Consider the following 14,911-nt stretch of genomic DNA (forward strand, 5'->3'; position numbering starts at 1 on the left):
AGTGGTCGTGACCTTACCGTTGGGGAGCACGGGGGGAGTTATCCCCATTCGTCGGCCTGATCCGATGATCAGCGGCCGCCGTCCATCGGCCCGGTGACCACTGGTAACGTGGCGTGAAGCCCCGGCCCACGTCCGCCCCCGGACCGGCCGGAGGTGCCCGACATCCTTTAACGACCCGTCCCGTGAGGCGGGGAAGGAGGTCCGCCGTGGCATACCCACCGGCTGCCCGCTCGTCGCCACCGCGACAACCCTCGGTGAAGGTGATCCTCGCCAGCGCCGACGTGCAACGCGTGGTCGACCGCATCGCCCACCAGATCCTGGAGAAGACCCAGGGCGCCGCAGACACGGTGCTGCTCGGGATTCCCACCCGGGGCGTCCCCCTCGCCCGGCGGCTCTCCGCCCGGATCAGCACCTTCGAGGACGTCGCCGTTCCGGTCGGTGTGCTCGACATCACTCTGTACCGCGACGACCTGCGCCGGCACGCGACCCGCGCGGTCGGCCCCACCGAGTTGCCGCCCGGCGGCATCGACGGCAAGCGGGTCATCCTCGTCGACGACGTGCTCTTCTCCGGCCGCACCGTCCGGGCCGCGCTCGACGCGCTCAACGACGTGGGCCGCCCGTCGTCCGTGCAACTCGCCGTGCTGGTCGACCGCGGCCACCGGGAGCTGCCGATCCGGGCCGACTACGTCGGCAAGAACATCCCGACCTCGCTCGCCGAGAGCGTCAAGGTGACGCTCGCCGAGACCGACGGGACGGACGAGGTCAAGCTCTACGGGGGTCCCACCGCATGATCAGGCACCTGCTCTCCGGCGCGGACCTCGACGCCGACACCGCCACCGAGATCCTGGACACCGCGGCCGAGATGGCCACCGTCGCCGGCCGGGAGATCAAGAAGCTGCCCGCGCTGCGCGGCCGGACCGTGGTGAACCTCTTCTACGAGGACTCCACCCGTACCCGGATCTCCTTCGAGGCGGCGGCGAAGCGACTCAGCGCCGACGTGATCAACTTTTCCGCGAAGGGGTCCAGCGTCACCAAGGGCGAGAGCCTGAAGGACACCGCGCTGACCCTGCAGGCCATGGGCGCCGACGCGGTGGTCGTCCGACACCCCGCGTCCGGTGCTCCGCACCGGCTGGCCAACTGGGTCGACGGGTCGGTGGTCAACGCCGGCGACGGCACCCACGAACACCCCACCCAGGCGCTGCTGGACGCGTACACCATGCGGGCCCGGCTGGGCCGGCTGGCCGGCCTGTCGGTCGCGGTGGTCGGGGACGTGCTGCACTCCCGAGTGGCCCGCTCGAACGTTCTGCTGCTCTCCACCCTCGGCGCCAAGGTCACCCTGGTCGGCCCGCCCACCCTCATCCCGGTGGACATCGCCGCGGCGCTCGCCCCCGGCACGGACGTCTCCTACGACCTCGACTCCGTGCTGCCCAACGTGGACGTGGTGATGATGCTGCGGGTGCAGCGGGAGCGGATGAACGACTCGTACTTCCCCTCGGCCCGCGAGTACGCCCGCCGCTACGGCCTGGACGGGCCCCGGATGCGCCGGCTGCCCGCGCACGCGATCGTCATGCACCCCGGCCCGATGAACCGGGGGATGGAGATCACCCCCGAGGTGGCCGACTCACCCCGCTCCACCATCGTCGAACAGGTCACCAACGGGGTCTCCGTGCGGATGGCCGTCCTGTACCTGCTGCTCGGAGGGAACAACCGGTGACCGCGTACCTCATCACCAGTGTGAGCGTCGTCGGCGCCGCGCCGACCGACCTGCTGATCCGCGACGGCGTGGTCGCCGAGGTCGGCCCGGGGCTGTCCGCGCCGGACGCCACCGTCGTCGACGGCACCGGCCTGGTCGCCCTGCCCGGCCTGGTCGACCTGCACACCCACCTGCGCGAGCCCGGACGGGAGGACGCCGAGACCGTCGAGTCCGGCTCCCGGGCGGCCGCGCTGGGCGGCTACACCGCCGTCTGCGCGATGGCCAACACCTCGCCGGTCGCCGACACCGCCGGCGTGGTCGAGCAGGTCTGGCGACTCGGCCGCGAGGCCGGCCTGGTCGACGTGCAGCCGATCGGCGCGGTCACCGTCGGGCTGGCCGGCGAGCGCCTCGCCGAGCTGGGCGCGATGGCCGACTCCGCGGCCCGGGTGCGCATCTTCTCCGACGACGGGTACTGCGTCGCCGACCCGAAGCTGATGCGCCGCGCCCTGGAGTACGTCAAGGCGTTCGACGGGATCATCGCCCAGCACGCCGAGGAGCCGCGGCTCACCGAGGGCGCCCAGATGCACGAGGGCGAGGTCTCCACCCGGCTCGGGCTGATCGGCTGGCCGGCGGTCGCCGAGGAGGCGATCATCGCCCGGGACGTGCTGCTCACCGAGCACGTGGGCGGCCGGCTGCACGTCTGCCACGTCTCCACGGCCGGCAGCGTCGAGGTGCTGCGCCAGGCAAAGGCACGCGGGGTACGGGTCACCGCCGAGGTGACCCCGCACCACCTGCTGCTCACCGACGAGCGGGCGACGACCTACGACCCGGTCTTCAAGGTCAACCCGCCGCTGCGTACCGCCGCGGACATCGCCGCGCTACGCACCGCGCTCGCCGACGGGGTGCTCGACGTGATCGCCACCGACCACGCCCCGCACGCCGTGGAGGACAAGGAGTGCGAGTGGGCGTACGCCCGGCCGGGGATGCTCGGCCTGGAGACGGCCCTCTCCATCGCGCTGGACGTGCTCGGCCCCCAGTGGGATCTGATCGCCGAGCGGATGTCCCGCACCCCGGCCCGCATCGCCGGGCTGACCGGCCACGGTGTCGACCCGGCACCCGGCGTGCCGGCCAACCTGACCCTCGTCGACCCGGCCGCCCGCCGCACCATCGAACCGGCGGAGCTGGCCAGTCGCAGTCGCAACACCCCGTACGCCCGCATGACGCTGCCGGGTCGCATCGTGGCGACCTTCCTGCGTGGCGAGCCGACGGTCCTGGACGGAAAGGCTGTCAAGTAATGGTCAAGCGCAGACCCGCGATCCTCGTACTCGAGGACGGGCGTACGTTCCACGGCGAGGCGTACGGCAGCGTCGGGGAGACCTTCGGCGAGGCGGTCTTCAACACCGGCATGACCGGCTACCAGGAGACCCTCACCGACCCCTCCTACCACCGCCAGGTGGTCGTGCAGACCGCCCCGCACATCGGCAACACCGGCGTCAACGGCGAGGACGACGAGTCCGGCCGCATCTGGGTGGCGGGTTACGTGGTGCGCGACCCGGCCCGGATCGGTTCGAACTGGCGGGCCACCGGCAGCCTCGAGGACCGGCTCGCCACCGAGGGTGTGGTGGGCATCAGCGGCGTGGACACCCGGGCGCTGACCCGGCACCTGCGCGAGCGGGGCGCCATGCGGGTGGGCATCTCCAGCGTCGACGACGACCCGCGCGCCCTGCTGGCCCGGGTGCGTCAGTCGCCGCAGATGGTCGGCGCCGACCTCTCCGCGGAGGTGACCACCGCCGAGCCGTACGTCGTCGAGGCGGTCGGCGAGCACCGGTTCACCGTGGCCGCGCTGGACCTGGGCATCAAGCGCAACGTGCCGCGCCGGCTCGCCGCGCGCGGGGTGACGACCCACGTGCTGCCCGCCGGGTCGAGCATCGAGGAGCTGCTCGCCACCGGCGCCGACGCGATCTTCCTGTCGCCCGGTCCCGGTGACCCGGCCACCGCCGACGGCCCGGTCGCGTTGGCCCGGGAGGCGCTGGGCCGGCGGGTGCCGCTGTTCGGCATCTGCTTCGGCAGCCAGATCCTCGGCCGGGCGCTCGGCTTCGGCACCTACAAGCTGGGCTACGGCCACCGGGGGATCAACCAGCCGGTGCTCGACCGGGTCACCGGCAAGGTGGAGGTGACCAGCCACAACCACGGCTTCGCGGTCGAGGTGCCCGGCGCGGGTGTTGGCGCGGTGGTCCCCGACCAGGTGATCGACACCGACTTCGGCGGGGTACGGGTGTCGCACGTCTGCCTCAATGACAACGTGGTCGAGGGGTTGCGGGCCGCGGACCTGCCCGCGTTCACCGTCCAGTACCACCCGGAGGCGGCGGCCGGCCCGCACGACGCGGACTACCTCTTCGACCGATTCGCCGAGCTGATCGAGGGCCGTGCCCTCAGCGAGGGGCGCAGCAATGCCTAAGCGGACCGATCTCAAGCACATCCTGGTGATCGGCTCCGGGCCGATCGTGATCGGGCAGGCCTGCGAGTTCGACTACTCCGGTACCCAGGCCTGCCGGGTGCTGCGCAGCGAGGGGATCCGGGTCAGCCTGGTCAACTCGAACCCGGCGACGATCATGACGGACCCGGAGTTCGCCGACGCGACCTACGTCGAGCCGATCACCCCGGAGTTCGTGGAGCTGGTCATCGCCAAGGAGCGACCGGACGCGATCCTGGCGACCCTCGGCGGGCAGACCGCGCTGAACACCGCCGTCGCCCTGCACGAGGCCGGCGTGCTGGAGAAGTACGGTGTCGAGCTGATCGGCGCGAACATCGACGCGATCAACCGGGGCGAGGACCGCCAGTTGTTCAAGGAGATCGTCGCCAAGGCCGGCGTCCGTCTCGGCGTCGACGACCCGGCCGGGCTGGTGCCCCGCTCGCGGGTCTGCCACTCCATGGACGAGGTCGAGGCGACCGTCGCCGAGCTGGGCCTGCCGGTGGTCATCCGGCCGTCGTTCACCATGGGTGGCCTGGGCTCCGGCATGGCGCACACCCCGGAGGACCTGGCCCGCATCGCCGGCGACGGGTTGTCCGCCAGCCCGGTGCACGAGGTGCTCATCGAGGAGAGCGTGCTCGGCTGGAAGGAGTACGAGCTCGAGCTGATGCGCGACCGGCACGACAACGTGGTGGTGGTCTGCTCGATCGAGAACATCGACCCGATGGGCGTGCACACCGGCGACAGCGTCACCGTGGCCCCGGCCATGACGCTCACCGACCGCGAGTACCAGCACCTGCGTGACCTGGGCATCGCGGTGCTGCGCGAGGTCGGTGTGGACACCGGCGGCTGCAACATCCAGTTCGCGGTCAACCCGGCCGACGGCCGGATCGTCGTGATCGAGATGAACCCCCGGGTGTCCCGCTCCTCGGCGCTGGCCTCCAAGGCGACCGGCTTCCCGATCGCCAAGATCGCCGCCAAGCTGGCCATCGGCTACACCCTCGACGAGATCCCCAACGACATCACGTTGAAGACTCCGGCGGCCTTCGAGCCGGCCCTGGACTACGTGGTGGTGAAGATCCCGAGGTTCGCGTTCGAGAAGTTCCCCGGTGCCGACCCGGAGCTGACCACCACCATGAAGTCGGTGGGCGAGGCGATGAGCCTCGGGCGCAACTTCACCGAGGCGCTGAACAAGGCGATGCGCTCGATGGAGACCAAAGAGGCCGGCTTCTGGACGGTGCCCGACCCGGCCGGCGCCACCAGGGAGAACACCCTCGCCGCGCTGCGCGTCCCGCACGACGGGCGGCTCTACACCGTCGAGCGGGCGCTGCGCCTCGGCGCGTCGATCGCCGAGGTCACCACCGCGTCCGGCGGGATCGACCCGTGGTTCCTGGACCAGATCGCCGCGCTGGTCGAGCTGCGCGCCGAGATCGTGGACGCACCGGTGCTCGACGCCGAGCTGCTGCGCCAGGCCAAGCGGGCCGGGCTGTCCGACCGGCAGCTCGCCGCTCTGCGCCCCGAACTGGCCGCCGAGGACGGCGTACGGACCCTGCGGCACCGTCTCGACGTACGCCCGGTCTACAAGACCGTGGACACCTGCGCGGCCGAGTTCGAGGCGACCACTCCGTACCACTACTCCAGCTACGACTCCGAGACCGAGGTCGTGCCCTCGGACCGGCCCAAGGTGCTGATCCTGGGCTCCGGCCCGAACCGGATCGGTCAGGGCATCGAGTTCGACTACTCGTGCGTGCACGCGGTCCAGGCGTTGCGGGCGGCCGGCTACGAGACCGTCATGGTCAACTGCAACCCGGAGACGGTCTCCACCGACTACGACACCGCCGACCGGCTCTACTTCGAGCCGCTGACCTTCGAGGACGTGCTGGAGGTCTGGCACGCGGAGGATTCCTCCGGCCGGGCGGCCGGCGGACCGGGCGTGGTCGGCGTGGTCGTGCAGCTGGGCGGGCAGACCCCGCTCGGCTTGGCGCAGCGGCTCAAGAACGCCGGCGTACCGGTGGTCGGCACCTCCCCGGAGTCGATCCACCTCGCCGAGGAGCGCGGGGCGTTCGGCGCGGTGCTCGCCCGGGCCGGGCTGCGCGCGCCGGCGCACGGCATGGCCACGTCCTACGACGAGGCCAAGACGATCGCCGACGAGATCGGCTACCCGGTGCTGGTGCGGCCGTCCTACGTGCTGGGTGGGCGGGGCATGGAGATCGTCTACGACGATCCGACGCTGCGCGACTACATCGGACGGGCCACCGACATCTCCCCGGACCACCCGGTGCTGGTGGACCGGTTCCTGGACGACGCCATCGAGATCGACGTGGACGCGCTGTGCGACGCCGACGGCGAGGTCTACGTCGGCGGGGTGATGGAGCACATCGAGGAAGCCGGCATCCACTCCGGCGACTCGTCGTGCGCGTTGCCGCCGATCACCCTCGCGGGCTCGCACCTGGCCGAGGTCCGTCGTTACACCGAGGCGATCGCCCGGGGCGTCGGCGTCCGCGGCCTGCTCAACGTGCAGTACGCGCTCAAGGACGACGTGCTCTACGTGCTGGAGGCCAACCCGCGGGCGTCGCGGACCGTCCCGTTCGTCTCCAAGGCGACGGCGGTGCCGCTGGCCAAGGCGGCGGCCCGGATCGCGCTCGGGGCGACCATCGCCGAGCTGCGCGCCGAGGGTCTGCTCCCGGCCACGGGGGACGGCGGCACGATGCCGGCCGACGCGCCGATCGCGGTCAAGGAGGCGGTGCTGCCGTTCAAGCGCTTCCGCACCCGCTCCGGCAAGGGGATCGACTCGCTGCTCGGCCCGGAGATGAAGTCGACCGGCGAGGTGATGGGCATCGACACCAACTTCGGGCACGCCTTCGCCAAGAGCCAGTCGGCCGCGTACGGCTCCCTGCCGACCGGCGGGAAGATCTTCGTCTCGGTCGCCAACCGGGACAAGCGCGGCATGATCTTCCCGATCAAGCGCCTGGCCGATCTGGGCTTCGAGATCGTGGCGACCACCGGCACCGCCGAGGTGCTGCGTCGGCACGGCATCGCCTGCGAGCAGATCCGCAAGCACTACCAGGCCGGCGAGGGAGACGACGCGGTCTCGCTGATCCTCGGCGGTGACGTGGCCCTGGTGATCAACACGCCGCAGGGTTCGGGTGCCAGCGCCCGCTCGGACGGCTACGAGATCCGCAGCGCCGCGGTGACGGCGGACATCCCCTGCATCACCACGGTTCCCGGCGCCGCCGCGGCCGTGATGGGCATCGAGGCGCGAATCCGTGGTGACATGCAGGTCCGTCCCCTGCAGGACCTGCACGCCACCCTCCGGGCCGCCCAGTGACCGTGTTCGAGCGGGCGGTACGGCCCTGGTTGTTCCGGATCGGGGGCGGGGACGCGGAGGCGGCCCACGAGTGGACGCTGCGGCGGCTGGCCGTGCTCTCGCGCCGGCCGGTGGCGTTGGCGGCACTGCGGGCCCGGTACGCGGTCCAGGCGCCGCGCACGGTGTTCGGCGTGCGGTTTCCCAATCCGGTCGGGTTGGCCGCCGGGATGGACAAGGACGGCGCGGCGCTGCCGGCCTGGCCGGCGCTCGGCTTCGGCTTCGTCGAGGTCGGCACGGTCACCGCGCACGCCCAGCCGGGCAACCCCCGGCCGCGGCTGTTCCGGCTGCCGGCCAGCGAGGCGGTGGTCAACCGGATGGGCTTCAACAACGCCGGTGCCGCCGCGCTGGCCGCCCGCCTGGCGGCGCTGCCGCGCCCGATCGGCGTACCGCTGGGCATCTCGTTGGGCAAGTCCAAGGTGACCCCGCTCGACGAGGCGGTCGAGGACTACCTCGCCTCGTACCGGGCGCTGCGCGGGCACGGCGACTACTTCGCGGTGAACGTCTCCTCCCCGAACACGCCGGGTCTGCGGTCCCTTCAGGACCGTGCGCACCTGGACGCGCTGCTCGGCGCGCTGGTGGGGGAGAAGCCGGTGCTCGTCAAGATCGCACCGGACCTGACCGATGCGGCGATCGCCGAGCTGCTGGAGGTCTGCCTGGCCCGGGGTGCGGCCGGTGTGATCGCCACCAACACGACCCTGGCCCGCAGCGGGCTCGCCTCGGTGGACACCGAGCGCGGCGCGGAGGCCGGCGGTCTGTCCGGCCGCCCGCTCACCGCCCGGGCGAGGGACGTGGTCGCCTTCGTGCACCGGGAGACCGGTGGCCGCCTTCCGATCATCGGCGTCGGTGGGGTGCTCGACCCCGACGACGCGGCCCGCATGGTCGACGCCGGCGCCGCCCTGGTGCAGCTCTACACCGGCTTCATCTACCGGGGCCCGGCCCTGGTCCGCGCGGCCGCCCGCGCGACGGCCACAGCGGTGGCACCGGATCCGGTCGCCGGCCGGTGACCGCCCCCGCCTCGGTGCTGGCCCGGCTCGGCTCGGTGCCGAGCCGGCTCCGCGCCGAGGCGCCCACCCTCGCCGCTGGCCCTTTGCTCTGCTTCAACCCACGCGACGGCCGGCGTCCGGTATCCGGACGCCAGGTGTTGCGCCCGTTGAAGCAGAGCAAAGGCGCCGAGGGGGTGACCCGACCCGGCCGCCGGCCGCCCACCGCCCTGGCCGTGGCCACCGCCCGGAGCGTTCGCGCCTGGAAGGAGTACGTGTGACACCCGAGGAGATCCTGACCGCCGACCGGGCGCACGTCTGGCATCCGTACGCCGCGCTGCCGCCGGCGAACCCGCCGTTCGTGGTGTCCAGCGCCGAGGGGGTACGGCTGCGGCTGGCCGACGGGCGGGAACTGGTGGACGGGATGTCGTCCTGGTGGGCGGCGATCCACGGCTACCGGCATCCGGTCCTGGACGCGGCGGTGACCGACCAGCTCGGCCGGATGAGCCACGTGATGTTCGGCGGGCTCACCCACGAACCCGCCGTCCAGCTCGCCCGGACCCTGGTCGAGCTGGCCCCGGAGGGACTGGAGCACGTGTTCCTGGCCGACTCCGGCTCGGTGAGCGTCGAGGTGGCGGTGAAGATGTGCCTGCAGTACCAGCGGGCCGTCGGTCAACCGCAGCGGCGTCGGCTGGCCACCTGGCGGGGCGGCTACCACGGTGACACGTTCCACCCGATGAGCGTGTGCGACCCGGAGGGCGGGATGCACCACCTCTGGGGCGACGTGCTGCCCCGGCAGGTCTTCGCCCCGGTCCCGCCGGGCGGTTTCGCCGATCCGCCCGACGAGGCGTACGTGGCGGCGCTCGTGGACGCGGTCGAGCGGCACGCCGACGAACTGGCCGCGGTGATCGTCGAGCCGGTGGTGCAGGGCGCCGGCGGGATGCGCTTCCACCATCCGGAGTACCTGCGGGTGCTGCGCGAGGTGACCCGCGCGCACGGGGTGCTGCTGATCTTCGACGAGATCGCCACCGGCTTCGGCCGTACCGGGACGATGTTCGCCGCCGAGCACGCCGGGGTGACCCCGGACGTCATGTGCGTGGGCAAGGCGCTCACGGGCGGCTACCTGACCCTGGCGGCGACGCTGTGCACCCCGCGGGTCGCCCGGGCCATCTCCGCCGCCGGGGTGCTGGCGCACGGCCCGACCTTCATGGGCAACCCGTTGGCCTGCGCGGTCGCCAACGCCTCCATCGGCCTGCTGCGGGCCAGGGACTGGGCGGCCCAGGTCGACAGGGTCGGCGCCGGTCTGCGGGCCGGGCTGGAGCCGTTGCGGGGCGCGCCGGGTGTGACCGACGTGCGGGTGCTCGGCGCGATCGGCGTGGTCCAGCTCGACCACGAGGTCGACCTGGGGGCGGCCACCGTGGCGGCGGCCGACCGGGGGGTGTGGCTGCGGCCCTTCCGCGACCTGATCTACACGATGCCGCCGTACGTCACCGACGACGCCGACCTGGCCCGGATCGCGGCCGGTGTGGCGGCGGCGGTGGCGGCCGGCTGAGCCGACCCGATCACCGGGCCGGGGTACCCCGGGCGGGCTGCCGCCCGGACGAGGAGAGGGGAAGTACCGGATGGAGAGCTTCGGAACCCGGCTGCACCGGGCCGTCACCGAGCGGGGACCACTCTGTGTGGGCATCGATCCGCATCCCGGTCTGCTGGCCCGCTGGGGCCTCGCCGACGACGTCCAGGGGCTTGACCGGTTCGCCCGGACCGTCACGGAAGCCCTCGGTGACCGGGTTGCGGTTGTCAAGCCTCAGTCGGCCTTTTTCGAGCGGTTCGGGTCCCGCGGGGTGGCGATTCTTGAGTCAACTATCCGACAGTTACGGGATGCCGGTTCGCTCGTTCTGCTGGACGTCAAGCGCGGCGACATCGGCTCGACGGTCAGCGCGTACGCCGCCGCGTACCTCGATCCATCCAGCCCGTTGTATGTCGACGCGGTCACCGCGAGCCCCTACCTGGGAGTAGGTTCGCTCGCGCCGATGTTCGAGCTGGCCGCCGAGCACGGCGGCGGAGTCTTCGTGCTGGCCCTCACCTCCAACCCGGAGGGGGCCGCCGTCCAGCGGGCCCGCACGGCCGACGGACGCACCGTGGCGCAGACCGTGATCGACGAGATTTCCCAGCTCAACAGGGGTGCGGACCCCCTCGGCAGCTTCGGTCTGGTGGTCGGCGCGACCATCGGCGACACCGGCCACGACCTCTCCGGCGTGGGGGGTCCACTGCTCGCTCCGGGGCTCGGCGCGCAGGGTGCCGGCGCCGCGGATCTGCGGACCGTCTTCGGCTCCAGCCTCTCCGCGGTGCTCCCGTCGTACTCCCGGGAGGTGCTCTCGGCGGGCCCCGACGTCGCCGCTCTGCGGGCCGCCGCCGACCGGGTGCTGGCCGACTGCCGGGCCGTTCTGGCTGCCCCGTGACTGACTGACGGCTCGGTCACTCTGCGATGATCATCGCGCGCCCACGTTGCCGAAAGCTCCGTTGACCGCTAGTTTTCCCCGCGCTGGGAACCACGGACCCCTTGGTTCACAGCGACACCACGTTTCACAGATGCGGCGGTGCGCCCCGCCCGCCGCGATAGGGACCTGAGGAGAACTGGTGCCGCTCCCGTCACTGACCCCCGAACAGCGCGCTGCCGCGCTCGAGAAGGCCGCGGAGATCCGCAAGGCCCGTGCCGAGCTGAAGGAGCAGCTCAAGCAGGGCAAGACCACCCTTGGTGCCGTCCTCGAGCGCGCCGAGAGCGACGACGTCGTGGGCAAGCTCAAGGTTTCGGCCGTCCTGCAGGCGATGCCGGGCATCGGCAAGATCCGGGCTACCCAGATCATGGAGAAGCTCAAGATCGCCGACAGCCGTCGCCTGCGCGGCCTCGGCGAGCAGCAGCGCAAGGCACTGCTTGGAGAGTTCGCCGCCAACTGAACCTGGCAGCGTGTAGAAACAAGCAGTGAGCACGGATGACGAGGCGCGCCCGGCGGCTCGGCTCACTGTCCTGGCTGGACCTTCGGGTTCCGGCACGGAGAGTGTCGTCGAGCTTGTCCGGGCGCGTTCTCCGTCCGTGTGGATCCCGGTGCCGGCGACCACCCGGCCGCGCCGGGAGGCGGAGGTGGACGGAGTCGACCGGGTGTTCCTGGCCCCCGCGGAGTTCGACCGCCGGGTGGCCGCCGGCGAGCTGCTGGAGTGGTCCCGGATGGGTCCACACCGCCGGGGCACCCCGTACCTGCCGCTGCGCGCCCGGCTCGACGCCGGGCAGCCGGTGCTGCTCCCCCTCGACCTGGCCGGCGCCCAGCTGGTCCGGGCACGGTCACCCGACGCCCGGCTGGTGCTGCTGAGCCCGCCCGGGTACCGACCCGCCCCGGCCGTGGCGGCCGCCTTCGACCACACGCTGAGCCACGACCGCACCGATCGGGTGGTCGACGAGCTGGTAGGCTTACTCGGTTCTTCTTATCCGGACCCGGCCTGGTCGCGCGTGCGTGGCTGACGGCCGGCCGCCGTTGAGACTCAGCACCGCGTCCGCGCGGCTCGAAAGACGCAGAGGTTAATTCGTGGGATCCATCGCCAACCCCGAAGGCATCACCAACCCGCCGATCGACGAGCTCCTCGAGAAGACGACGTCGAAGTACGCGCTGGTCATCTTCGCCGCCAAGCGCGCGCGCCAGGTCAACGCCTACTACAGCCAGCTCGGTGAGGGCCTCCTGGAGTACGTCGGCCCGCTCGTGGAGACCACCCCGCAGGAGAAGCCCCTCTCCATCGCCATGCGCGAGATCAACGGTGGCCTGCTCACCGCCGAGCCGACCGACCAGCCGTAAGCCCCCGTACGTCGATGTCCGCCGGGATCGTCCTCGGGGTCGGCGGCGGCATCGCCGCCTACAAGGCCTGTGAGCTGCTGCGGCTCTTCACCGAATCGGGCCACCGGGTTCGTGTCGTGCCGACCGCGTCGGCGCTCCGGTTCGTCGGGGCGCCGACCTGGGCGGCGCTCTCCGGCCAACCGGTCGCCGACGACGTCTGGTCCGACGTGCACGAGGTGCCGCACGTCCGGCTCGGCCAGCAGGCCGACCTGGTGGTGGTCGCGCCGACCACCGCCGACCTGCTCGCCAAGGCCGCCCACGGGCTCGCCGACGACCTGCTGACCAACACGCTGCTGACCGCTCGCTGCCCGGTCGTGCTGGCCCCGGCCATGCACACCGAGATGTGGGAGCACCCCGCCACCGTGGCCAACGTCGCCACGCTGCGCGCCCGGGGTGTCCGGGTCATCGAGCCGGCCGTCGGCCGGCTCACCGGGGTCGACACCGGCAAGGGCCGGCTGCCCGACCCGGCGGAGATCTTCGCGGTCGCCCGTCGGGTCCTCACCCGGGGCGGGCACGCCCCCGCCGACCTGGCCGGCCGGCGGGTGGTGGTCACCGCGGGTGGCACCCGCGAGCCGTTGGACCCGGTGCGCTTCCTGGGCAACCGGTCCTCCGGCAAGCAGGGTTACGCCTTCGCCCGGGCGGCGGTCGCCCGGGGCGCCCGGGTCACCCTCATCTCCGCCAACGTCTCCCTCGCCGACCCCGCCGGTGTCGACCTGATCCGGGTGGGCACCACGGCCGAGTTGCGGGAGGCCACGCTGAAGGCCGCCGTCGAGGCCGACGCGGTGGTGATGGCGGCCGCTCCGGCCGATTTCCGGCCGGCGACGTACGCGCCTGGCAAAATCAAGAAGTCGGACGATGGCGTCGCACCCGCCATAGAGCTCGTCACCAACCCGGACATCGCGGCGGAGCTCGGCCAGCGCAAGCGGGCGGAGCAGCTGCTGGTGGTGTTCGCCGCCGAGACCGGCGAGGCCGAGGCCAACGGTCGGGCGAAACTCGCCCGGAAGCGGGCCGACCTGATCGTGGTCAACGAGGTCGGTCAGGACAAGGTCTTCGGCGCCGACACCAACACGGTGACGGTCATCGGCGCGGACGGCTCGGTCAGCCGACTGCCGGAGCAGGCCAAGGAGGACGTGGCCGACACCGTGTGGGATCTCGTCGTGGCGCGGCTGCCCGGCCGCTCCTGACGGGTGGAACAGCGCACGACCGACGGGGAACATCCGCCGCAGTGGTGATTAGACTGCCGCGGAACGACTTCACACGCTTAGGAGTGCCGTGACACGCCGCCTCTTCACGTCCGAATCGGTCACGGAAGGCCACCCGGACAAGATCGCCGACCAGATCAGCGATGGCATCCTCGACGCCCTGCTCACCGAGGATCCGCACAGCCGAGTGGCGGTGGAAACCATGATCACCACCGGTCAGGTGCACATCGCGGGTGAGGTGACCACCAAGGCCTACGCCGACATCCCGACCATCGTGCGCCGCACCATCCTCGACATCGGGTACGACTCCTCGAAGAAGGGTTTCGACGGAGCCTCCTGCGGGGTCAGCGTCTCCATTGGTGCGCAGTCCGAGGACATCGCGCAGGGTGTGGACAACGCCTTCGAACTGCGTACCGGGGCGTCGGAGAGCGCGCTGGACGCGCAGGGCGCCGGCGACCAGGGCATGATGTTCGGGTTCGCCTGCTCGGAGACCCCCGAGCTGATGCCGCTGCCGATCGCGCTGGCGCACCGGCTGGCCCGCCGGCTGGCCGCGGTGCGCAAGGACGGCACCATCCCGTACCTGCGCCCGGACGGCAAGACCCAGGTGACCATCGAGTACGAGGGGCTGCGCCCGGTCCGGCTGAACACGGTGGTCGTGTCCAGCCAGCACGCCGCGGACATCTCCCTGGAATCGCTGCTCACCCCGGACGTGCGCGACCACGTCATCGCCCCCGAGCTGGAGAGCCTCGGCCTGGACACCGACGGCTACCGGCTGCTGGTCAACCCGACCGGCCGCTTCGAGATCGGCGGGCCGATGGGTGACGCCGGGCTGACCGGCCGCAAGATCATTGTCGACACCTACGGCGGGTACGCCCGGCACGGTGGCGGCGCCTTCTCCGGCAAGGACCCGTCCAAGGTGGACCGCTCGGCGGCGTACGCGATGCGCTGGGTGGCCAAGAACGTCGTCGCCGCCGGCCTGGCCGAGCGGTGCGAGGCGCAGGTCGCGTACGCCATCGGCAAGGCGCACCCGGTGAGCCTCTTCATTGAGACGTTCGGCACCGAGACCGTGCCGGTCGCCTCGATCGAGAAGGCCGTCACCGAGGTGTTCGACCTGCGCCCGGCCGCGATCATCCGGGACCTCAACCTGCTCCGCCCGATCTACCAGCAGACCGCCGCGTACGGCCACTTCGGCCGCGAGCTGCCGGATCTGACCTGGGAGAGCACCGACCGGGCCGCCGACCTCAAGTCGGCCGCGGGAGCCTGACCGCCACCAGGCGCAGCGACCGGCGACCCGCGGATGGGTCGCCGGTCGCGCGCG

General features: G+C 72.1%; 14 protein-coding genes. All 14 read left to right on the top strand.

Going from position 1 to position 14,911, the window contains the following annotated elements; translation table 11 throughout:
* The first annotated feature begins 206 nt into the window (after positions 1 to 206).
* A complete protein-coding gene (gene pyrR, locus M8C17_RS26045; protein ID WP_252419187.1) occupies positions 207 to 791 on the top strand; it encodes a bifunctional pyr operon transcriptional regulator/uracil phosphoribosyltransferase PyrR in 585 nt (194 codons plus the stop codon).
* The gene (locus M8C17_RS26050; RefSeq protein ID WP_252419188.1) at positions 788 to 1,714 is read left to right on the top strand and encodes an aspartate carbamoyltransferase catalytic subunit; all 927 of its coding nucleotides are present in this window, start codon (positions 788 to 790) and stop codon (positions 1,712 to 1,714) included. Before pyrR ends, M8C17_RS26050 begins: the two co-directional genes overlap by 4 nt.
* On the top strand, positions 1,711 to 2,988 hold the full coding sequence (locus tag M8C17_RS26055; RefSeq protein ID WP_252419189.1) for a dihydroorotase: 1,278 nt from the start codon (positions 1,711 to 1,713) through the stop codon (positions 2,986 to 2,988). The genes M8C17_RS26050 and M8C17_RS26055 overlap by 4 nt, the downstream gene beginning before the upstream one ends.
* Positions 2,988 to 4,151 (top strand): glutamine-hydrolyzing carbamoyl-phosphate synthase small subunit, encoded by a 1,164-nt coding sequence (gene carA / locus M8C17_RS26060; protein ID WP_252419190.1) that lies wholly within the window; start codon positions 2,988 to 2,990, stop codon positions 4,149 to 4,151. The genes M8C17_RS26055 and carA overlap by 1 nt, the downstream gene beginning before the upstream one ends.
* Positions 4,144 to 7,491, top strand: coding sequence for a carbamoyl-phosphate synthase large subunit (gene carB / locus M8C17_RS26065; protein ID WP_252419191.1), 3,348 nt, complete (start codon positions 4,144 to 4,146; stop codon positions 7,489 to 7,491). Before carA ends, carB begins: the two co-directional genes overlap by 8 nt.
* Positions 7,488 to 8,534, top strand: a complete 1,047-nt coding sequence (locus tag M8C17_RS26070) for a quinone-dependent dihydroorotate dehydrogenase (RefSeq protein ID WP_252419192.1) — start codon at positions 7,488 to 7,490, stop codon at positions 8,532 to 8,534. The genes carB and M8C17_RS26070 overlap by 4 nt, the downstream gene beginning before the upstream one ends.
* The gene (locus M8C17_RS26075; RefSeq protein WP_252419193.1) at positions 8,531 to 8,791 is read left to right on the top strand and encodes a hypothetical protein; all 261 of its coding nucleotides are present in this window, start codon (positions 8,531 to 8,533) and stop codon (positions 8,789 to 8,791) included. The genes M8C17_RS26070 and M8C17_RS26075 overlap by 4 nt, the downstream gene beginning before the upstream one ends.
* On the top strand, positions 8,788 to 10,062 hold the full coding sequence (locus M8C17_RS26080) for an adenosylmethionine--8-amino-7-oxononanoate transaminase (RefSeq protein WP_252419194.1): 1,275 nt from the start codon (positions 8,788 to 8,790) through the stop codon (positions 10,060 to 10,062). The genes M8C17_RS26075 and M8C17_RS26080 overlap by 4 nt, the downstream gene beginning before the upstream one ends.
* Positions 10,063 to 10,132: 70 nt before the next feature.
* Positions 10,133 to 10,969 carry an orotidine-5'-phosphate decarboxylase gene (pyrF, locus tag M8C17_RS26085; RefSeq protein ID WP_252419195.1) on the top strand — a complete coding sequence of 279 codons (837 nt, stop codon included), beginning with the start codon at positions 10,133 to 10,135 and terminating at the stop codon, positions 10,967 to 10,969.
* Between the two features lie 178 nt (positions 10,970 to 11,147).
* A complete protein-coding gene (gene mihF / locus M8C17_RS26090; RefSeq protein ID WP_007458370.1) occupies positions 11,148 to 11,465 on the top strand; it encodes an integration host factor, actinobacterial type in 318 nt (105 codons plus the stop codon).
* Between the two features lie 25 nt (positions 11,466 to 11,490).
* Positions 11,491 to 12,024, top strand: a complete 534-nt coding sequence (locus tag M8C17_RS26095; protein ID WP_252419196.1) for a guanylate kinase — start codon at positions 11,491 to 11,493, stop codon at positions 12,022 to 12,024.
* A gap of 64 nt (positions 12,025 to 12,088) precedes the next feature.
* Positions 12,089 to 12,352, top strand: coding sequence for a DNA-directed RNA polymerase subunit omega (rpoZ, locus tag M8C17_RS26100; RefSeq protein ID WP_074318577.1), 264 nt, complete (start codon positions 12,089 to 12,091; stop codon positions 12,350 to 12,352).
* A 14-nt stretch (positions 12,353 to 12,366) separates the two neighbouring features.
* Complete coding sequence (gene coaBC / locus M8C17_RS26105; RefSeq protein ID WP_252419197.1) at positions 12,367 to 13,575, top strand: bifunctional phosphopantothenoylcysteine decarboxylase/phosphopantothenate--cysteine ligase CoaBC; 1,209 nt, start codon at positions 12,367 to 12,369, stop codon at positions 13,573 to 13,575.
* An 88-nt stretch (positions 13,576 to 13,663) separates the two neighbouring features.
* The gene (gene metK / locus M8C17_RS26110; RefSeq protein WP_252419198.1) at positions 13,664 to 14,857 is read left to right on the top strand and encodes a methionine adenosyltransferase; all 1,194 of its coding nucleotides are present in this window, start codon (positions 13,664 to 13,666) and stop codon (positions 14,855 to 14,857) included.
* Positions 14,858 to 14,911: the final 54 nt, after the last annotated feature.

Origin of the sequence: Micromonospora sp. RHAY321, from assembly GCF_023896955.1 — a bacterium.
In the GTDB taxonomy this organism is placed as follows: Bacteria; Actinomycetota; Actinomycetes; order Mycobacteriales; family Micromonosporaceae; genus Micromonospora.